Below are 20,362 nucleotides of genomic sequence, written 5' to 3'. Positions count from 1 at the left end.
TGTGCCGGTTAGGCAGGTAGCATCAGTGTCTCAGGCGTTCGCTACGGCCGGGAGTTGACGTGGGTTTAGTGGCCGGTGTCAGTTCACTGCGATGTCGCAGATTGTACCAGCGCCGCATCACACTCCGAAACAACTTATACAAGCGCCAGCCCACCGTAACCGAAAGCCTCTTATCAATGCCTCCTTTGGTTTTGGTAATGTTCGATGGCCCGCCCAACTCGTAAATGGCGTGGGGTTCAATGCCGTAACAATTGAAGTCGAACACAAAAAAGCTGTCATAAAAACTGTCGATGGGCATAAAGATACGGGCGCCGGATTTCACGATCCTGCGCATGCCTTCACGGTTCACAATGTAGCCCTGAGTGCCCAGGGAGCCTCGAATGGGGCGTACCAGATTGAATTGATCATTCAGCGCCTGCACTACCTTGCGCTTGCGGATCTTCAAGGCCATCAGGCGCACCAGATGTGCGGTGTCATCCAGTTCCAGAATGCGCCGCATGGCGTCCCCCAGGCCTGGTTCAGCAACTACGTCGTCTTCAAACAGCGCCACGTGGGATAGGCCGTTTTCATAAGCCTGCTTGATCAAACGGTAATGAGACAGATAGCAGCCTACCTCGGAGGAGGTCAATTTGGCGCGACGGTGCACTAGCGCCAGCTTCTGCGATAATTTTTCGCCGGGCTGTAGCGGGGGCATGGCGTGACGACCGTCAATCGCGCGCGAAATTTCGGCATCGAAACCCTCTGCGAGCAAGGTTTTCTGCAGCGCCAAGGCGATGGGGTTATCAGGATTGAGCGCGATGATCCAGGCTTTAAGTGGCATGATGTAAACAATATTGGAAATATTTATGTTAATGGGTTGGCAGTATCGATAGTTATTTGGTGTCACGCAAGCGGTGGTAAAAAATTATTGAGGCAATCACTTGGGCCTCCTCCGGGCAACCATTATACTGCCAGGTACCATCATAATCTGGATCGAAAATGCTTACCCGCTGGCTATACACTCTGGCATTTTACCTTGCTGTTCCAATTCTGCTGCTGCGTTTGCGCAAAAGAGTGAAGAAGAACCCTGCTTACCGGGAGCGCGTTGCCGAGCGCTTCGGCCTCTATCCTCCCGGCAAGCCGCTGCAGGGTGCATTATGGTTCCACACTGTATCGGTGGGCGAATTCCTGGCGGCAAAACCCCTGATTGATCGAATTGCCCAGAGCTATCCGAATGCCCCGATTCTGATCACCACCATGACACCAACGGGCTCGGAGCGGGTGCAACAGGCCTATTCGGAGCTGCTTGCCAGCGGCAGAATTCATCATGTCTACCTGCCGTACGACCTGCCGGATGCCCTTAATCGTTTCCTGAAACGCTTCAACCCCAAGCTGCTGGTGATCATGGAAACCGAGCTGTGGCCCAACATGATCCACTTTACCCAGCGGCGGGGTGTTCCCATCATCGTGGCCAATGCCCGCCTGTCAGAAAAATCGGCCGAGGGCTATCGCAAGATTCTGCCTTTGTTCCGCCCCATGATGCGGGAAGTGGCCCTGATTGCTGCGCAGTCGGATGCCGATGGCGAGCGTTTCGTGGAGCTGGGGTTGCCACCGCGTCACCTGCAGGTAACCGGTACCATAAAGTTCGACATGGACATCAAGCCGGACACCCTGGCCGCGGCGCGGGCTTTGCGGGAATCCTGGGGTGGTTTGCGCAAGGTGTTCATTGCGGCCAGTACACACCAGGGTGAGGATGAGCAGGTATTGGAAGCCTATCTGTATTTGCGCAGTGAAGTGCCGGAATCGCTGTTGGTGCTGGTGCCCCGTCACCCGGAGCGGTTTGAGGATGTGGCGAAGCTGGTGGAGGCCCGTGGTCTGAACCTGAGCCGCATCAGCCAGCAGGAGCCGGTGACCCCGGAAACGGAAGTGGTGCTGGGGGATACCATGGGTGATCTGTTGACCCTGCTGGGGGCATCCGATGTGGCCTTTATCGGTGGTAGCCTGGTGCCGGTGGGCGGTCACAACATGCTGGAATCCCTGGCCATGGGGACACCGGCGTTAACCGGGCCTCACGTCTTCAATTTTCAGGTGGTGGCGCAGATGTTGGGGGAATTGGATGTTTTGAAGACAGTGACCACTCCGCTGGGGCTGGGTCAGGCGGTGGAATCCCTGTTCAAGAATGAAGAAGCCCGCTACGCCCTGGCCAAGCGGGGTAAGTGTGTGGTTGACGAAAACCGGGGCGCCATGGACCGTTTGTTTGGTCTGATTTGCCAACAGATAGTCTGAGGGTTCGGTTGCTGCCATCTGGCACACTGGTTATAGTTGCTGTTCAGCTTTAACGGGAAAGATTCCCGTCCATTTTTTGGAGAAACCCGGATAAATACAGCGGTTTTTACTCCACTTGCAACGATAGAGACCACCATGAGCGCTTATTCAGACGATTTCCTCAGCCAAAATGCCAAGGTCGATGAGGCATCCATTCAGCCTTTTCCCAATTCCCGAAAAGTGTATGTGCAGGGCAGTCAGCCGGACGTGCGGGTGCCCATGCGTGAAATCTCGCTCAGTGACACACCCACGGATTTGGGCGGGGAAAAGAATCCACCGGTGTTTGTTTATGATACCTCCGGTGCCTACACCGACCCGCAGGCGACCATTGATGTGCGCACCGGCTTGCCGCCCATTCGCCAGGGCTGGCTGCAACGCCGAGCAGATACTGAACAGCTCACCGACCTCACCTCGGCCTATGGACAACGACGCAAGAATGATCCCATGCTGGCGAATCTGCGCTTTGACCACATCCGCAAACCGATTCGGGCCAAATCCGGGGCCAATGTCAGTCAGATGTATTATGCCCGTCAGGGCATCATTACTGATGAGATGGAATTTGTTGCCATTCGCGAGAACATGAAACTGCAGGATGCCCGCCAAAGCGGTGTGTTGCAGAGCCAGCACCCCGGGCAACCTTTTGGTGCCAGTATTCCCGATGAAATCACCCCGGAATTTGTACGCCAGGAAGTGGCTATGGGGCGGGCGGTGATACCGGCTAACATCAATCACCCTGAGCTGGAACCCGCCATCCTGGGGCGCAATTTCCTGGTGAAGGTTAACGCCAATATCGGTAATTCGGCGCTGAGTTCCTCCATTGAAGAAGAAGTGGCCAAGATGACTTGGGCCACCCGTTGGGGTGCCGACACCGTGATGGATTTGTCTACCGGCAAAAATATTCACGAAACCCGTGAGTGGATCGTGCGTAATTCGCCGGTGCCCATCGGCACGGTGCCCATTTATCAGGCCCTGGAAAAGGTGGATGGTGTACCCGAAGAACTCACCTGGGAGCTGTTCCGCGATACCTTGATTGAACAGGCAGAGCAGGGTGTGGATTACTTCACCATACATGCCGGCGTTTTATTGCGTTACGTTCCACTGACCGCCAACCGTCTCACTGGCATTGTGTCCCGGGGCGGTTCCATCATGGCGAAATGGTGTTTGGCCCATCATCAGGAAAGCTTTCTCTACACCCATTTTGATGAAATCTGCGAAATCATGACCGCCTACGACGTCACCTTTTCCCTGGGTGACGGCTTGCGCCCGGGTTCCATCCAGGATGCCAATGACGAGGCCCAGTTCAGTGAACTGCGTACCCTGGGTGAACTGACCCATAAAGCCTGGGAACACGGTGCACAGGTCATGATTGAGGGCCCCGGTCACGTGCCCATGCACATGATCAAAGAAAACATGGAAGAACAGCTCAAGCATTGCAGCGAGGCGCCTTTCTATACGCTGGGGCCGCTGACCACGGACATTGCCCCCGGTTATGATCACATCACCTCCGGCATCGGAGCGGCCATGATCGGCTGGTACGGCACGGCCATGCTGTGTTATGTCACACCGAAAGAGCACCTCGGCCTGCCCAACAAGGAGGATGTGAAGGAAGGTCTGATTACCTACAAGATCGCCGCCCATGCGGCCGATCTGGCCAAGGGCCACCCCGGTGCTCAGATTCGGGATAACGCCATGTCCAAGGCCCGCTTTGAGTTTCGTTGGGAGGATCAGTTTGCCCTGGCGCTGGATCCGGACACCGCCAAAGCCTATCACGATGAAACCCTGCCCAAGGAAGCCCATAAAGTGGCGCACTTCTGCTCCATGTGCGGCCCCAAGTTCTGTTCCATGAAGATTACCCAGGATGTGCGGGATTACGCGGCCAGCCAGGAAGCGGAAAAGGCCGCCGAGGCCCGAGAAGCAGAGCAGGGTATGCTCGAGAAATCCCGTGAGTTCAAAGCTCAAGGTGCTGAAATCTATAAGAAAATCTGATGTCAATCCACAGGTGGTAAAAATAGTGAGCGCCTGAGCGTTGTTCTCGTGGGCTATACTGACTAGCCTTAGGGTAATGCTTTAGTGCAGTTCGAAATCAGGTATCAGGTGTATTCATGGATCGAAACGAAGGACCCTGTTTTGGCCACGACGATGTGGAAGTGGCGGAAAAACGGCTGGTGTACGACGGCTTCTTTAAGATGCAGCGCTATCGGTTGCGCCATCGGCTGATCGAAGGGGGCTGGAGCCGCGAGCTTACCCGGGAGTGCTTTGATCGTGGCCCATCGGTAGGGGTGTTGCTGTACGACCCCTACAAAGATGCGGTGGTGTTGCTGGAGCAATTTCGTGTTGGCGCCCTGGAAGCCAATGAGGGCCCCTGGCAGCTGGAGTTGGTGGCCGGTATTGTGGAGCCCGGTGAAACCCCGGAAGACGTGGTGCATCGCGAGGCCATAGAGGAATCCGGCAGTGATGTGCTGGATCTGGAGTATATCTTTGAATACTACCCCAGCCCCGGAGGCTCCAACGAAAAGCTTCACCTTTATTGCGGTGGGGTGGATTCCACCGGTATTGGTGGTGTGCATGGCCTGGCGGAAGAAGGCGAGGACATCTGGGTGCAGGTGTTTCCTCGGGAGGAGGCCTGGCATATTCTGCAGGAGAACTACATTCACAACGCGGCCACGATCATTGCTCTGCAGTGGCTGCAAATGAACTATCAACGTTTACAGGAAAAGTGGCAGTAATCACTTGATGAATCCCAAAAAAAAGAACTACACACCCAATCTCAGCAAGCTGATGAGTGATTGCGAAATCAATTACCATCGTCTTATGCGCCTGCTGCCTGAAATCGATGAGCAGGAGGAGTGGTGCTTTGGGGTGGATGCGGATTCAGAACAGCTCAGGCAGGTCAGTATTCATGTGGTGGAGCGCAGCAAGTACACCACCACCGTGGCGGTGGTACAGGAATCGTTGCTGGAAGATTGGGTACCCAAACCCACGTTAACCGTCCGGCTATACCATGATGCCCAGATGGCTGAGGTACTGTCCTTTCAGCGCAACCGCTATATCCGGCAAAATTATCACTATCCCAACGAAAAAATGTTCCAGCCAGATGAAAAAGCTCAGCTCAATGCGTTCCTGGGGGAGTGGCTTGAGTTTTGTCTCAGGTCCGGACGGGCGCTGGTCAGGGTGTAATGTGATGGGCTGCACAGAGTCGAAAAATGTGAAAATTCACAGAGAGTTGAGATCGATTTTGTTGCAATGGAACCTGCCGGTCGTGTGAAAACCCGTTATACTGATCAGAATGCCGCCTGCTTTATACACTTTACTGGTTGAGGTGTGTGCGGGGGCTGGCGGTTTATAGGCTGGTAGTTTATAGCTATCTAATGACAAATAGAATGGATTGACCTTTGGTTAGAGACACTACCCAACCATCAATTCGTATCGTTCAACTCTCAGACTGTCATCTGTTCAAGAGCACAGAGGGCAAGTTGCTGGGCCTGAACACAGAGCAGAGTCTGGCGCTGGTCATGGACCTGATTCAGGATCAGCAGCATGCTATTGATCTGGTGTTGGCCACCGGGGATCTGTCCCAGGATGGCAGTAGCGAATCCTATGCCCGCTTCCACCAATGGATGGAGGCGTTCAGCTGCCCGGTGTACTGGCTGCCCGGTAATCACGATCTCACTGACATTATGGCCAATCATCAGGCCGCCCAGCGCATGAGCCCCTGTGTTATTGATGCCGGTAATTGGCAGATCATCATGCTGGATTCCACCATTCGCGGCAAAGTGCCGGGTAACTTTGCCGCATCCGAGTTGCAGTTTTTGCAGCAGGCACTGCAGGCATCCACCGGCAAACACGTCTTGATTGCATTGCATCACCAGCCGGTGCCGGTGGGCAGCGCCTGGCTGGATCAGCAAATCGTTGGTAATGCCGCTGAATTCTTCAAAGTGGTGGACCAGTTCACCAATGTGCAAGCCATCATCTGGGGCCATGTTCACCAGGTGTTTGAAACCCGGCGTAACGGTGTACAGTTGATGTCGGTACCGTCCACCTGTGTACAGTTTCTGCCCAATAGCAAGGATTTTGCGGTGGACAAGACCAGCCCGGGCTACCGCTGGCTGGACCTGCACGCAGATGGCACCATCGGCACCGGAGTCTCCCGGGTGACCGGTGTGGATTTTGTGGTGGATTACAGCGTCAAAGGCTATTAGTCTGAGCCCCATGGCAGAACGCTTTCATCTTTTTTATATCCATGGTTTCAACAGCTCCCCCCAATCGGCCAAGGCCCGCATTCTGGGTGACGCGGTGGCGGACGATCCCCGGGTTCAGTTGCATGTGCCCGCTTTACCCTATGATCCCGGCCAATCCATTGCCATCCTCAAGGCCGAAGTGGAACAGTGTCTTCCGGAACCCGTGGGCTTGGTGGGCAGTTCCATGGGAGGTTTTTACGGCACCTGGCTGGCGGAGCGTTATGCTCTGCCGCTGGTGCTGGTGAACCCGGCCATTCGCCCGTTTGAATTGCTGCGGGATTATCTCGGAGTGAACGAGAATGTGTATACTGGTGAGCGTTACGAGTTCACCGAGCAACACATTCAGGAGCTACGGCAGCTGGATATTCCCCAGGTCAGCCAGCCCGAGCGTTACCTATTGCTCACCCAGACCGCCGATGAGGTGCTGGATTACCGGCAGGGCGTGGCGAAATTCGCCCACAGCAAACAGATCGTGGAAGAAGGTGGCTCCCACGGTTTTGACGGCTTTGAACGCCATTTACCCACCCTCTATTCGTTTTTCAACCTGACACAACCGGAATAACCCAATTCTATGGCAGACAATAATTACACCTCGGAATCCATTGAAGTACTGAGTGGACTGGACCCGGTGCGCAAACGCCCCGGCATGTACACGGATACCACCCGCCCTAATCATCTGGCTCAGGAAGTCATCGATAACAGTGTGGACGAAGCCCTGGCCGGTCATGCCAGCAAGATCGAGGTTACCCTGTACAAGGATGGTTCGCTTGAGGTGACGGATGACGGCCGCGGTATGCCGGTGGACATTCATCCCGAAAAGGGTGTGCCCGGTGTGGAAGTGATTCTGTCCACCCTGCACTCCGGTGGCAAGTTCTCCAACAAGAACTATCAGTTCTCCGGTGGTTTGCACGGTGTGGGGGTGTCCGTGGTGAACGCCCTCTCCACCATGCTGGAGATTACCATCCGGCGGGATGGTAATGTTTACCGCATGGGATTCAAGAACGGTGACAAAGCCACTGAGCTGGACATCATCGACACCTGCGGCAAGCGCAACACCGGCACCTCACTGCGTTTTATGGCGGATCCGAAATATTTTGATTCCCCCAAGTATTCCGTGGCGCGGCTGTCTCACCTGTTGCGGGCAAAGGCGGTGCTGTGCCCGGGTCTGCACGTTAAGTTCACCGACCAGAACAGTGGTGAAGTACAGGAATGGTGTTACGAGGATGGCCTCAAGGATTATCTGTTGAGCGCCAACCGTGGCTGGAACTTGTTGCCGGAAGAACCCTTCATCGGTGCCATGAGTGCGGACACCGAAGCGGTGGACTGGGCCGTGCAATGGCTGCCTGAAGGCGGCGAGCTGATCACGGAAAGTTATGTAAACCTGATCCCCACCGCCCAGGGTGGTACCCATGTGAACGGCCTGCGCACCGGCCTGCTGGAAGCCATGCGTGAGTATTGTGAGAATCGCAACCTGTTGCCGCGGGGTGTAAAGCTCACGGCGGATGACGTGTGGGATAAATGCACCTATGTGTTGTCGGTAAAAATGCAGGATCCCCAGTTTGCCGGGCAGACCAAAGAGAAATTGTCATCACGCCAGACGGCGGCGTTTGTGTCCGGTGTAGTGAAAGACGCGTTCAGTCTGTGGTTGCATCAGCATACTGCGGAAGGGGATGCGCTGGCGGATCTGGCGGTGAGTAACGCGCAGAAGCGCATGCGCGCCAGCAAGAAAGTGATACGCAAAAAAGTCACCGCCGGCCCGGCTTTGCCCGGTAAGCTGGCGGATTGTTCCAGTCAGGATTCCGAGCGCTCGGAATTGTTTCTGGTGGAAGGGGATTCTGCCGGTGGCTCTGCCAAGCAGGCCCGGGATCGGGAATTTCAGGCGGTAATGCCCCTGCGCGGTAAAATCCTCAACACCTGGGAAGTGGATTCCACCGAGATACTGGCATCCCAGGAGGTGCATGATATTTCCGTGGCCATCGGCCTGGAGCCGGGCTCGGATGACCTCAGTAATCTGCGCTATAGCAAAATCTGTATACTGGCGGACGCTGATTCCGATGGCCTGCACATCGCCACCCTGCTATGCGCCCTGTTTGTACGGCATTTTCGACCGCTGGTGCTGGCCGGTCACGTGTATGTGGCCATGCCGCCCCTGTACCGCATCGATGTGGCGAAAGACATGTACTATGCCCTGGATGAAGACGAAAAGCAGGGCGTACTGGATCGCATCAAAGCCGAGAAAAAACGCGGCAATATCCAGGTTACCCGCTTTAAGGGTTTGGGCGAAATGAACCCCTTGCAATTGCGGGAAACCACCATGACCCCGGACACCCGCCGTTTGGTGCAGCTCATTGTGGAGCAGGGGGATGACACCAACGAAGCCATGGATTTGTTGCTGGCCAAGAAACGGGCCGGGGACCGCAAGGAATGGCTGGAGACGAAAGGAAATCTGGCGGTGGTGTGACGGTGTTGTGAGCTGAATCGTTCACCATTAATCAAAAAAAGCCCCGGCAAGCTCGACTTGTCGAGGCGTTTCAGCATTTCAAGGAGGGGGTATGGCGTTTGCAATCACTCTGCATTTACTCAGTGCAGTGATCTGGGTCGGGGGTATGTTCTTTGCGTATATGGCGCTGCGGCCGGTGGCGGCCGAACTATTGGAACCACCACTGCGTTTAACCCTGTGGCGCCAGGTGTTTGCCCGGTTCTTTGTCTGGGTAACCATTGCCGTTGTGCTGCTGCTTGGTACCGGGTTGTGGATGATCTTTGCCGTGTATGGTGGTATGGGGAACACGCGCCCGCACATCCATGTGATGTTGCTGCTGGGTGTGATCATGATGGCGATCTATGGGCACCTGTACTTTGCCCCCTATGGCCGCTTGTGCAGGGCAGTGGATGCGGAAAACTGGCCGGAGGCCGGTAAGCAGTTGAACAGCATTCGTAAGCTGGTGGCGGTGAATTTGTCATTGGGGCTGTTGGTGGTGGCCGTGGCGGCGGCAGGGCGGTTTTTATAGGTGATGTGTAATTAGGGAGTGCTTTGCCGGGCAAGATTCGGTAGATTTTACCTGTCCGTCCGTTGCCTACCCGGGGATCACAGTGCAGCAACCACCCTCATCACCAGCGTCATCTCATAATCGCCATCGTCATTATCGTTACTACGATTACCTGATGGCGGGCTTCGTCACGGTATTGATCTGTTCCAATCTGATTGGTCCGGCCAAAGTCAGCGAGATTGATTTCAGCTGGCTGCCCCTGATCGGGGGCGTTTTGGTATTCGGTGCGGGCAATATCTTTTTTCCCATTAGTTACATCTTTGGTGATGTGCTGACGGAAGTGTATGGCTATGCGCGGGCCCGCAAAGTGATCTGGGCGGGTTTTTTCGCCATCCTGTTTGTCTCCATCATGAGTGCCATCATCATACGCTTGCCGGTGTCCGGCACTGAGCCTTTTAATGTTGCCTTGCAGTCCTCGCTCGAAACCGTATTCGGTAATACCTGGCGTATTGTGGTAGCTTCCATCATCGCGTTTTGGGTGGGCGATTTTGTCAATGCCTATGTGATGGCAAAGATGAAACTGCTCACCCATGGCAAATATCTGTGGACCCGTACCATCGGCTCTACCCTCTGCGGGCAGGGTATCGACAGTTTGATTTTCTATCCCATTGCGTTTTACGGAATCTGGGAAAATACCACACTGGGTTTCGTCATATTGTTCAATTGTGCCTTTAAGATCTGCATTGAGGTGATTATGACGCCGGTGACCTATGCGGTGGTGGGTTGGTTGAAAAAGCAGGAAGGCGAAGACTTCTATGATACGGATACGAACTTCACTCCGTTTTCGGTCCGTGACTGAGGCCAAAGAAGCGACGCATGATCCGATTGTTTTTTTGCATTAAAGTAACTTGTTGCTAGAGTTAACATTAATCCATCCCTAAGCTCAGCCTTGAATTTGGATGGGTTTATAAGTGTGTTGCCGATGATAGACGGTTGCGCATTTTTTTCTGTCAGACCACCGCCGGGAAGTTGCTACTGTATGTCTCAAGACGCACACAGCCTGTTGCTGTTTTTTGATGATGAATCGCGGCACAAGCAGTGCCTGTTGATGTTGTTGAAGCTGCACAAACAAGAAGATGAAGAAGCCTCCAGATGGAGCGCTGCACTGGGGGTCGATATTCGCACCGACTGGCAAGATCACTGGTTTAACCATGAGCTTAGCGCCCAGCCTGAGTATATCCGCATTGATTATGAAACCAGTACCCATTACGGCTTGCCCCTTCATGCCCTGCAGCAGCTGTTTGCTTGCGGTATGACGGCAGCGGTGGTGGATACGTTTCACGATCAGGTGGGGGAGTGTTCCCGTCACTATTTTTTACAGGGGCAGTTGGTGGATGAAAACACCCTGTTTGAAGCATGCCCCGCAACCCGGACGGTAGTTGAGGCCCAGTTCGATGATGATTTGGAAAATGAATCGGAGCCGGTGCGTCCTGTCGATATTGCTGCCTTGATCAAGCAAACCAGGCAACAGCAAGATGATGCCCAGGAGATGGTGGGTACTTTGCTGGAGCTCAGCAAGATCGCCCGCGAGTCAGGGCAGAATCCCATGGACGTAATGCGGTTTGCATTGGTGCTTCGGGCACTGGTGAAGGGGGTGGTTCAAGGGGTTCTGTTCGGTGTAGTGACGGTATTGTTGTTCAAAGGCATGTGGCTTTGGGTGGGGTTGAGCGTGCTGCTGGTAGTGATTTTGCCCTTATACCATGTTACGCAGGCGAGTAAAGAATTTGACGATGAGGAGCGGGCCGATGCTGACTGAAATTGAATGGTGGGGTGGCCTGCTTTACCTGTGTGGTGCTTTGGCTTACTGGATCACGTACAAGGAAATCGGAATGAAGTGGGCCCTTGACTACATCGGATTTCATCTGGCGTTCCTGACATCCGCCGTATTATTAGCCCTCTATTTCTATGAGCTGGATTCTCCGCTGCTGCAGAAACTCTATGTTGGCCTGACTGCGATGGCGCTGGTGTCGATTCTGTTGATGTGGTTTTGGCCCAGCAGCGACGAGGAGCCCTCTGCCGATTCACTGCATGAGGATGTTGCTGATAAAAAGGCGGACGAAGAGGCGGACGAAGAGGCGAGCCTGCTGACAACAATTATCGGTAATCTCGTACTCTGTGGCCCTCTGTTAGCAACCGTGGTGTTGGGGGCGTTGAAATCTTATGGGCTGGTGCAACAACTGGGGTGGATGAGCTGAATCCTGTTCTCCCGCTGTGGCCAACCGGTCATTTCCATGTCCCGCGCAGGCCCGTATAATAGGCCACTTTCAAATCCGGTCTGGTTACAGACATCAACGTCAGTGGGAATTCAACTATGCAACGTCCTTTCAAAGTGCTGGGTGTCCAGCAGATTGCCATCGGTGGCCCTTCCAAAGAGCAGCTCAAGAAACTGTGGGTGGACAGGCTGGGCCTGGAAATCACCGGTAACTTTGTCTCTGAGCGGGAAAACGTTGATGAAGACATCTGTGCCATGGGGGCGGGTCCGTTCAAGGTGGAAGTGGATCTGATGCAGCCGGTGGATCCGGAGAAGAAGCCCGCCGTGCACACCACGCCGTTGAATCACGTGGGGTTGTGGATCGATGACCTGCCCAAAGCAGTGGAATGGCTCAGTGCCAACGGCGTGCGGTTTGCGCCCGGTGGTATTCGTAAAGGGGCAGCGGGCTTTGACATCACGTTCCTGCACCCCAAAGCCAACGATGAGTTTCCCATTGCAGGTGAAGGCGTACTGATCGAGCTGGTGCAGGCCCCGCAGGAGGTCATTGACGCCTTTGCCAAGTTGGCCGCCCAATAACGGGTTGGTCATTGCGTGAAATGAAACCGCCGCTGTCGAGCGCCCTGTGGCGCCAGGTTATACTGGCCGCTGTCCATTGGATGCTGGGTTTGTTCGTAGGCGGCGTTGCGGTGCTGCTGTTCGTGGTGGATTCCATGCCTGATCTGGATGTATGGCACCAGGCTCAGTTCAGGCACGAGTACAACCACCAGCAGCATCGGGCTTTCCGCACTCTGCAGCAGTATCAGACGCTGGAACAGCAATTGTTCCAGGAGCTGCAGGCGCAGGTTTATGATCGGGTTGATACCGCTGCCTTGCCGGATGTTCATCGTTTTCATCGCGGCAGTCCGGTGGACCCCACTGCTTACACCCATAACTGGAATCGCAGTCGGGAATTTTCAGTCGCCAACCCCCGGGCTGCGGTGTTATTGCTGCATGGTTTGTCGGATTCCCCTTACAGCCTGCGGCAGCTGGCGCAAACCCTGCACGCCTCCCAATCCCATGTGGTTTTGCTGCGCCTGCCGGGCCATGGTACGGCGCCCGCTGCCTTAACCCGGGTCAGCGTCGAGGATTTCAAGGCTGCCGTACGTTTGGCGGCGCGGCATCTGCGTCAGCAGGTGGGGCCGGATGTGCCCTTGTTTGTGGTGGGCTATTCCAATGGTGGTGCGCTGGCGGTTGAGTACGCTCTGGCGCAGCTTGCGGGTGAACCTCTGCCGGAGTTGGCGGGGCTGGTGTTGATCTCGCCGGCCATGGGGGTATCCAGGCTGGCGGTACTGGCATCCTGGCAACGGCGCCTGTCTTACCTCCCCGGCCTGGGTAAACTGGCCTGGCAAGCAGTGCAGCCGGAGTTCGATCCCTATAAATACAATTCCTTTCCCCTCAATGCGGCAGAACAGGTCTATGACCTGACCCAGGATATTGCGGTGCGGCTTGAGCAGTTGCAGAACCAGGGGCGGCTGGGGGATTTTCCGCCTACTCTGGTGTTCAGTTCAGCGGTGGATGCCACCGTCTCGGTGAGCGCGCTGATTGATGGGCTGATGATGAAGCTGGCGTCCCACCGTCACAGACTGGTGCTGTACGATGTGCATCAGCGGGCCAACAGTGCGTTCCTGTTCACTGATGAAGCCAGGCAGGTGGCGCAGCAAGCACTGTCCCGGAGCTTACCTTTTACCCTGGATATTTTGTCCAACGGGCCGGCGGACAATGATCAGTTGGTGCGCATGATCAAACCGGCCGGAACGGATGCGGTGGAGCTGGTGCGCACCGATCTGCAGTGGCCTGATGAATTGTACTCGCTCTCCCATGTGGCATTGCCGTTTGCACCCTGGGATCGGGTCTACGGCGATGTGCCCCACGTGAACGGCAAACCGGAATCGCTGGGTAATGTCACGTTGCGGGGCGAGCGCGGCATCCTGCAGGTACCCATCAATCAGTTGATGCGCTTACGATACAATCCCTTCTACGCGTATCAGGAAACCGAGATTCACGCCTTTATCCTGGGTCAAACCAGCGCAAACTAATGGGTTTAGACGCAGTCTACGGCGTTTACCATCTGTAAAACAAGCACACCAATTCGTAACTGCATGGGCGCAGTATTCAGGGTACAAAGTAAACATTCACGCTGTTTATGAGTACACCATCATAATAATGAACGCCATGTTTAGATCTTGGAATGGACATCAGTAATCGACTCTACACCCGAATTGGCAATCCGCTGGAATGGACCTCCACACGCAAAGCCGCCTTTCTCATCTGGATCTACTTTTTTCAACAGGGGATCTACATGGCATGGTTGCTTTGGTTGCCCGGTCAGGGTGAGTTTGAGCAGCATTTCAATCGGGTGGCCATTGCGGATCACACCCAGCGCTTTATCTGGCTGCAGCTGGTGTCGCTGGGGTTGATCGTGATCACCGGTTGGGCGCAGCTGCGTAAAAGTGACCACTTGTTTTATGAATACCTGGCAACATTGTATTTTGGTGTCACTCATGTTTACTACGGGTACTGCGTGGGCCTCATGTCGCTGCCGGTGGGCGTGGTGCTGGTGGGGGCACCGGTGGTGGGCTTTATCTTCTTCAACCGCAGGGCGGTGGCGCTGGCTTTTGTCAGTGCGCTGTTGGCGGTGAGTGTGTTGAGCTATTTAACCTACATGGGGCGATTACCCTACGCACCATTGGCAGAACAGCTCTATCTGCAGAACCATCAGTTGTCGCCGTTCTGGTTGTTGGCCTATTGCGTATTTGCCTCACCTCACTTGTTGATCATATTTGCACTGACCTACTACGTGTTGCAGCGTTGGCGGGTGCGGGAACAGGAAGCCAATTACCACAGCAGGACGGATTCACTGACCGGACTGGTGAACCGGCGTTGCATTCTGGAACTGCTGGAACAGGAACAGAAAAGAAGTGTACGGGAACGCGCACCGCTGTCGGTGGTGATGGTGGATCTGGATCACTTCAAGTTGATCAATGATTCCTGGGGCCATCAGGTGGGGGATGCTGTGCTGGTACTGGCATCCAGAGCGCTGAAGCATACCCTGCGCCAGCACGATCATGTGGGGCGCTACGGTGGTGAAGAATTCCTGGTGATATTACCCGGCCTGGAGGCCGAGCAAGCCCGGAACCTGGCAGAACGGATACGCGTTGCCATCGGTGAGGTGATGATGGACCTGCCCGGAGGCCAGCATCTGTCGCTGTCGGCCAGCCTGGGCATGACCAGTGTGAGCGCGACCCATCCGGTTTCCGTGGATGTTCTGATAAAACAAGCGGATACGGCACTTTACCAAGCCAAGAGCTGTGGCCGTGACCAGGTGGTGGTGATGGTTTGATGGCGGTGCGTTTTACCTAATTCGTTTGCGTAGACCATATTTCCGGATTTGCACAAGTTCTTGGTGTTTTTTTCGTAATCCACAACTTACCAATCGCAATACAAGATCACCATTTTATAACTGCATAACAGATAGAATCAGGTTAAAAAGTAAACATAGCCCGGTTCCAATGACTACCGGGAATGGTTTAATAATGTGCTGAAGCGAATGACTATCAAGCAAAAACTGATACACCACATTGCCAACCCACTGGAATGGAGTTCATCCAGAAAAACAGCTCTGTTGCTGTGGATGTACCTGTTCGATCAGCTGTTGTACACCGCGTTTATTGTGCTTGGCCAGTATCACCCTTTGGTGGCGCCCTGGTTTGATCAGCAGCAGGCGGCGTTACACAGTTATTATTTTGTGTTGCTCATGGTGACGTCAGCGGCATTACTGGTGTTGGTGCATTTTACGCCGCAACGGTACCGGAATAACGTGGCAATCGAGTACATGGGCTGCCTTTTTTTCGGTCTGACCCATGTGTATTACGGTTACTGTGTCGGATTGATGTCGCTGCCGGTGGGAGTGGTGCTGGTGGGGACACCGGTGGTGGGGTTTATTTTTCTTGATTTGTGGGCGGTGGCCACGGCCTTTGTTGCCAGCCTGTTGCTGGTGGTGGTGCTCAGTACTGCCACGCTGATGGAGCAGTTGCCCTATGCTCCCTTGTTGCAGAACCTGTACCGGGCCGATGGTCAGATGGAAGCCATATGGGTGATCTCTTACTCGATTCTGGCGTCACCTCACCTGTTCTTCATTTTCACGCTGGCATACTATGTGTTACAGCGTTGGCGGGTCAGGGAGCAACAGGTTGTCGCGCTCAGTCGCACAGATTCCCTCACCGGGCTGATTAACCGTCGTCATATTGTGGAATTGTTATCCATTGAGAAAACAGAATGTGAATCACTGAAACTTCCATTGTCTGTTGTTATGGTGGATCTGGATCACTTCAAGAAAATCAATGACGGTTGGGGCCATGATGTCGGGGATCGAGCGCTGATTGCTGCGGCTGCGGCACTGCGCAGTGCGGTGCGACAGAATGATCATGTGGGGCGCTATGGCGGTGAAGAGTTTTTGGTGGTATTGCCCGGTTTGGACGCCACCCAGGCGCGTATGTTGGCGGAACGCATTCGTACCACTATTGCCGCAACCGTATTGGAATTACCGAACAATCAGTGTTTGTCTTTGTCCGCGAGTTTGGGGATGAGTTGTGTCGCGGTAGCCGATGAGGTCACAGTGGAGCACCTGATTAAGCAGGCTGATCTGGCGTTGTACCGGGCGAAGGATTCCGGCCGCGATCAATTAGTGGTTGCTGCCTGATATGATCCGGTTTTTTGTTGAGTGAATAATGAGTTGGGGCTCGGATGTCAGTCATTAACATTACAAGAAGAATCACCAAAGCAGCCAATCGCCGCATCGGCAATCCACTGGAATGGCAATCCAGCTCCAAAGCCATGTTGCTGGGGGCGGTTACTGCAATTCTTTATTTGCATTACGCGTTGTGGGCAGAGTTCCTGTTACTGTCCGGCAATGGAGCAGACCATATTGATCTGGACTACCTGGCCGGGGAGCTGGATTATTTCTATGGCTTTGTGTTTGCGTCTTTGGGCCTGGTGGTGGCCACCTATCTGGCGCAACGCAGCACTCGTGATCTGGTGGCCTATGAGTATGTCGCTGCCTTGTATTTCGGCCTGTCGTTATGCTATTTCAGCTATCAGGTGGGTACCTTGTCGTTACCAGTGGGTGCGGTGATGGTGGGTGCACCGGTGGTGGGCTTTATCTTTTTCAACCGTAGCGCCATTGTGTTGGCGCTGGTACTGTCCGCGTTGGTGCAATTGATTCTCTCTTTTGGTGCCGCCTGGAAGTGGTGGGCCTATGCGCCCATCTACCGTGATGGACCGCAGCTGCTGGTGGCACCTTCAGCCTATACCACCTTCCAGATGTACATATTCACTTTTCCCCATTTGGTGTTTCTGGTGCTGGTTTCCTATCTGGTGTTGCGCCGCTGGCGTGATCGCGAGGAAAGAGTTCGTTTACTCAGCATTACCGACCCGTTAACCGGCCTGTTTAACCGGCGCAGTATTTTGGTTCATTTGGAGCAGGAACAGGAACGCAGTCGCAAGAAAGGGCCGGCGTTGTCACTGCTGATGGTGGATCTGGATAACTTTAAATCCATCAATGATGATAAAGGCCACGAGGCTGGGGATTTCGCCTTAATAGCGGCGGCGGATGCCCTGCAGCAGAGTTTGCGTCAGAATGATCGGGTGGGGCGCTATGGTGGCGAGGAGTTTTTGATTATTCTCCCCGGCACCGATTTGGATGGGGCCAGAAAACTGGCCGAGCGCTGTCGTCAGCAGTTGGAATCCACCAATGTGCGTTTGGAGAGTGGTGAGAACCTCAGGTTAACCGGCAGCTTCGGCCTGGTATGCAATGAGGGTGATGTGCACATGGATGTAGACGAGCTGTTGCGCCGCGCGGACCGGGCCATGTATCAGGCAAAGGAAGCAGGCAAGAATCGGGTGGTACTGGATGGTGAGGGCGTGGTTTGATCCGCACCCTCTGGTGTGCATGCGCTAGGGCTGGCTCACATCCAAATTCAGTCTTGTTTCCGAGATGGTGTTGGCCCGGATGTCTTTTTCTGTAAAGTGCAGGGGGCGCAACGCCGGTTGATGTGAATAGAGCCGGGTTTGGTCGTCACGATGTACAGAAGTGGGATCGATGGATTGAGAGTAGGTCATCAGGCCCCGTGCTTGCGGCCCCTGTTGGGTGAAACTGACAAACATGATCCAACTGGAGCCCTGCGATATCTGGTAACCCTGGCCTTCGGCACTGATCTGGCTGCCGGGGATAGGGGGATAAACATGACGGGGGATTAAGGAGCTGTCATCGCCGATGGAACGAAACACGTTAAAACCACCTTCCACATTATTGGCTCCCTCCCAGGGCAGCTTTTCACCACTGGGGGAGCCATCCAGATTCGAATATTCCACAAACTGAACCTCCCCCAGGCTGGCATCCAGCGCCACTCCGGTTTCCTGCAATACCAATACGGCTCTGGCCAGGTGCTGTAACACCACATCGTTGCTGGCCAGGGTGTTGGGCGTGTTGATCGGATCGGTGGGATCAAAGGGGGCTAACCACTGGGGATCGGTGGCAAACTGTTGGGCGAATTCGCGAAAGACATGGGCACCGCGGCTGTTTTTTCCATAGCGGCCATCCCAAGATGCCAACCCGTGACAGGCCGGTGCAATGTTGACGGCCAGCGTCTGTGTTGATGCTGTCGCCGTTGACGTCCCGGGTATGGGGATCTCTACCGCAACCGGCTCATGACCCTGAATGCGGCACAACTCCAACAGGTCGTCCAGTACGGCTTCCGCCAGGAAAGCCCGCTCGCTGAACAACATCTGTTCCAGATCATCCAGGTCAAAACGGCCATCCTGGCCGGCGCTGTCGCTGAGCATGCTGTGTGCCATGCGGGAACGCAGGGTTTGTTCGGTATGGGTTGCGCCGTAGAGAATGGAATAGTCAGTCAGTGGGGATGCGGGATTGGTAAGCCAATAGCTGTCGTTGGAGTTTTGTACAAAGTCGGTGCGCTCCAGCTTGGGCGCCTGTTCATAGGGAACCGGGCCGTCAAAATCAAAAACCGCCGAAGTGCCGGGCAGGATGCTGAAGCCGATGGATTCACGGGTCTGGACTAAAATGGGATCGCTGCGCAGCGCCTGTTCGGCAGTGGGGGTCAGATTGGGTACGGTGGAGTCGTCGATGTAGAAGGTATTGCCCTGCTGATCTACGGCCAGCGTGTTGTTGAACAGTACACCGTCGTATTGGCGGAAGCTTTGCTTGAACTGGTCCATGTTGTGAGCCAGGTTCATGGCCAGCCAGTGATCCACAATATCGAAGTTCCGTTGGTTCACGTCCTTGATGCTGTAGGCCACGTAACGGGATTGCTCATCGGTACCCCAGGGCAGTACGTCCGGAACCACAAGCATGGGGCCAAAGTCACTGTAATACACTTTTTTGGAAAAGGGCAGAACCGTGCCAGGCGCGACGGCTACGTCCAGGGTCAGGGTTTTTTCGGTCATGGTGCGGGGTGCTCCGTCCACCAGATAGGTCAGCCCGCTGCTGTCGTCGGGGTCAAGCATAAGCTGGTAGACGATAAAATGTTCGGCAGTGGAATAGGTATGGGACCAGGCCAGGTGCTGGTTAAAGCCCACGTTGACCACACCCGGTGTGCCGTAGAGGGAGGCGCCCATCACATCCAATACCCCCGCGATGGTGGAGTGAAACTGCCAGAAACGCAGGATACCGGTGTGGGGAAAGTGGGGATTGGCCATCAGCAACCCTTTGCCGTTGGCGCTCAGCTCTTTGCCAATCGCCCAGGCGTTGGAGCCCAGCGCCTGGGAATGGGAGCGGGGTAGCTGCGGCAGCCTGATGTTGTGGGTTAGCGGCAATCCCGGTTGCGGTTTGCTGTTGTCCGCCAGCGGGGTGGGCAGATAGCTGGTGTTCGGTGGTGCGGCCAGAAAAATCGGTGCCAGGAAGTTACCGGAACCCGGTAACAGGGCCGTGCCCAGCAGCGCGGTGAGCATATCGATCTCATCGATGGGTTGTACCCAGGGTTGACCGGCACAATTGGGATCCAGCTGGTCCCGGCCGGTTTTGGCCAGGTAATGATTGAATCCGCGGCTGTAGCCCAGCAGCATGGCTTTGGTGTTGTCAGTCAAGCCGGCATAGCCCTGTTCCGCCTGCTGGCGAATGCCCAGTGCCAGATAGCTGAAGTCGGAAATCAGGTTGGCGCTGTCGCCGGACCCCGGAATTTTATCAGGGCCGTAAAATTGTGAGCGGCGGCTGTTGTAGCGGGCCACTATGTCCAGCAGCATGCAGGCGTTGTCCTCTGAAAACGCGTAGCCGATGCCAAAGGACAGGCTCTCCAGATTATCCGCCTGGATGTGCGGGACACCGTAGTCGGTACGACGAATGGTGGCTTGCAATACGCCGTCGTCGTCAAACGCGATCAATTGTTGCTGAAAGCAGCCGGTAAAATTCAGGCTGGCCAGGGTGAGTGCAAGCGCACCAATGACGCCTGGGATGCGTAGTCTGGTCATAATGTAATCCTTGTTGTGGGTGGTGATTTCCCTATCCTGGG

Annotated in this window: 18 protein-coding genes; 16 read left to right on the top strand and 2 right to left on the bottom strand. The window is 54.9% G+C overall.

The genetic code is table 11. From position 1 onward, the window contains the following. Positions 1-22: 22 nt before the first annotated feature. Positions 23-820 (bottom strand): glycosyltransferase family 25 protein, encoded by a 798-nt coding sequence (locus tag D9N13_RS00295; RefSeq protein ID WP_290584522.1) that lies wholly within the window; start codon positions 818-820, stop codon positions 23-25. A gap of 158 nt (positions 821-978) precedes the next feature. On the opposite strand from D9N13_RS00295, the gene waaA reads away from it, so the two are divergent. From waaA to D9N13_RS00215, 16 genes are all read left to right on the top strand, one after another. After that, the gene (gene waaA, locus D9N13_RS00290; RefSeq protein WP_290584520.1) at positions 979-2,265 is read left to right on the top strand and encodes a lipid IV(A) 3-deoxy-D-manno-octulosonic acid transferase; all 1,287 of its coding nucleotides are present in this window, start codon (positions 979-981) and stop codon (positions 2,263-2,265) included. A 135-nt stretch (positions 2,266-2,400) separates the two neighbouring features. After that, positions 2,401-4,290, top strand: a complete 1,890-nt coding sequence (gene thiC, locus D9N13_RS00285; protein WP_290584518.1) for a phosphomethylpyrimidine synthase ThiC — start codon at positions 2,401-2,403, stop codon at positions 4,288-4,290. A gap of 116 nt (positions 4,291-4,406) precedes the next feature. After that, positions 4,407-5,030, top strand: a complete 624-nt coding sequence (locus D9N13_RS00280) for an NUDIX domain-containing protein (RefSeq protein WP_290584516.1) — start codon at positions 4,407-4,409, stop codon at positions 5,028-5,030. Positions 5,031-5,037: 7 nt separating this feature from the next. Continuing rightward, the gene (locus tag D9N13_RS00275; protein ID WP_290584514.1) at positions 5,038-5,481 is read left to right on the top strand and encodes a DUF1249 domain-containing protein; all 444 of its coding nucleotides are present in this window, start codon (positions 5,038-5,040) and stop codon (positions 5,479-5,481) included. Positions 5,482-5,696: 215 nt separating this feature from the next. Next, on the top strand, positions 5,697-6,503 hold the full coding sequence (cpdA, locus tag D9N13_RS00270) for a 3',5'-cyclic-AMP phosphodiesterase (RefSeq protein WP_290584512.1): 807 nt from the start codon (positions 5,697-5,699) through the stop codon (positions 6,501-6,503). A gap of 10 nt (positions 6,504-6,513) precedes the next feature. Then, the gene (locus D9N13_RS00265; protein ID WP_290584510.1) at positions 6,514-7,104 is read left to right on the top strand and encodes a YqiA/YcfP family alpha/beta fold hydrolase; all 591 of its coding nucleotides are present in this window, start codon (positions 6,514-6,516) and stop codon (positions 7,102-7,104) included. 9 nt (positions 7,105-7,113) lie between these two features. Next, complete coding sequence (gene parE / locus D9N13_RS00260; RefSeq protein WP_290584508.1) at positions 7,114-9,003, top strand: DNA topoisomerase IV subunit B; 1,890 nt, start codon at positions 7,114-7,116, stop codon at positions 9,001-9,003. Positions 9,004-9,094: 91 nt separating this feature from the next. Then, positions 9,095-9,550, top strand: coding sequence for a DUF4149 domain-containing protein (locus tag D9N13_RS00255; protein ID WP_290584506.1), 456 nt, complete (start codon positions 9,095-9,097; stop codon positions 9,548-9,550). 82 nt (positions 9,551-9,632) lie between these two features. Beyond that, complete coding sequence (locus D9N13_RS00250) at positions 9,633-10,388, top strand: queuosine precursor transporter (RefSeq protein ID WP_290584504.1); 756 nt, start codon at positions 9,633-9,635, stop codon at positions 10,386-10,388. Between the two features lie 180 nt (positions 10,389-10,568). Then, on the top strand, positions 10,569-11,345 hold the full coding sequence (locus D9N13_RS00245) for a hypothetical protein (RefSeq protein WP_290584502.1): 777 nt from the start codon (positions 10,569-10,571) through the stop codon (positions 11,343-11,345). Continuing rightward, positions 11,335-11,784: a hypothetical protein gene (locus tag D9N13_RS00240; protein ID WP_290584500.1), complete on the top strand. Its 450-nt coding sequence runs from the start codon at positions 11,335-11,337 to the stop codon at positions 11,782-11,784. The genes D9N13_RS00245 and D9N13_RS00240 overlap by 11 nt, the downstream gene beginning before the upstream one ends. A 116-nt stretch (positions 11,785-11,900) precedes the next feature. Next, entirely contained in the window at positions 11,901-12,377 is a 477-nt protein-coding gene (locus D9N13_RS00235) for a VOC family protein (protein WP_290584499.1), read from the top strand. Positions 12,378-12,397: 20 nt separating this feature from the next. Then, the gene (locus D9N13_RS00230) at positions 12,398-13,876 is read left to right on the top strand and encodes an alpha/beta hydrolase (RefSeq protein WP_290584960.1); all 1,479 of its coding nucleotides are present in this window, start codon (positions 12,398-12,400) and stop codon (positions 13,874-13,876) included. 152 nt (positions 13,877-14,028) lie between these two features. After that, the gene (locus D9N13_RS00225) at positions 14,029-15,180 is read left to right on the top strand and encodes a sensor domain-containing diguanylate cyclase (protein ID WP_290584498.1); all 1,152 of its coding nucleotides are present in this window, start codon (positions 14,029-14,031) and stop codon (positions 15,178-15,180) included. 207 nt (positions 15,181-15,387) lie between these two features. Beyond that, entirely contained in the window at positions 15,388-16,539 is a 1,152-nt protein-coding gene (locus D9N13_RS00220) for a GGDEF domain-containing protein (protein WP_290584497.1), read from the top strand. Positions 16,540-16,583: 44 nt separating this feature from the next. After that, positions 16,584-17,768: a GGDEF domain-containing protein gene (locus D9N13_RS00215; RefSeq protein WP_290584496.1), complete on the top strand. Its 1,185-nt coding sequence runs from the start codon at positions 16,584-16,586 to the stop codon at positions 17,766-17,768. A gap of 24 nt (positions 17,769-17,792) precedes the next feature. Here the strand turns inward: D9N13_RS00215 and D9N13_RS00210 are convergent, their stop codons facing one another. Further along, positions 17,793-20,321, bottom strand: a complete 2,529-nt coding sequence (locus D9N13_RS00210) for an acylase (protein WP_290584495.1) — start codon at positions 20,319-20,321, stop codon at positions 17,793-17,795. Positions 20,322-20,362 lie beyond the last annotated feature (41 nt).

Origin of the sequence: Ketobacter sp. GenoA1, from assembly GCF_003671475.1 — a bacterium.
Lineage (GTDB): Bacteria > Pseudomonadota > Gammaproteobacteria > Pseudomonadales > Ketobacteraceae > Ketobacter.
Note: the sequence above shows the minus strand (reverse complement) of the source record. Positions and strands in the feature narration are given on the sequence as shown.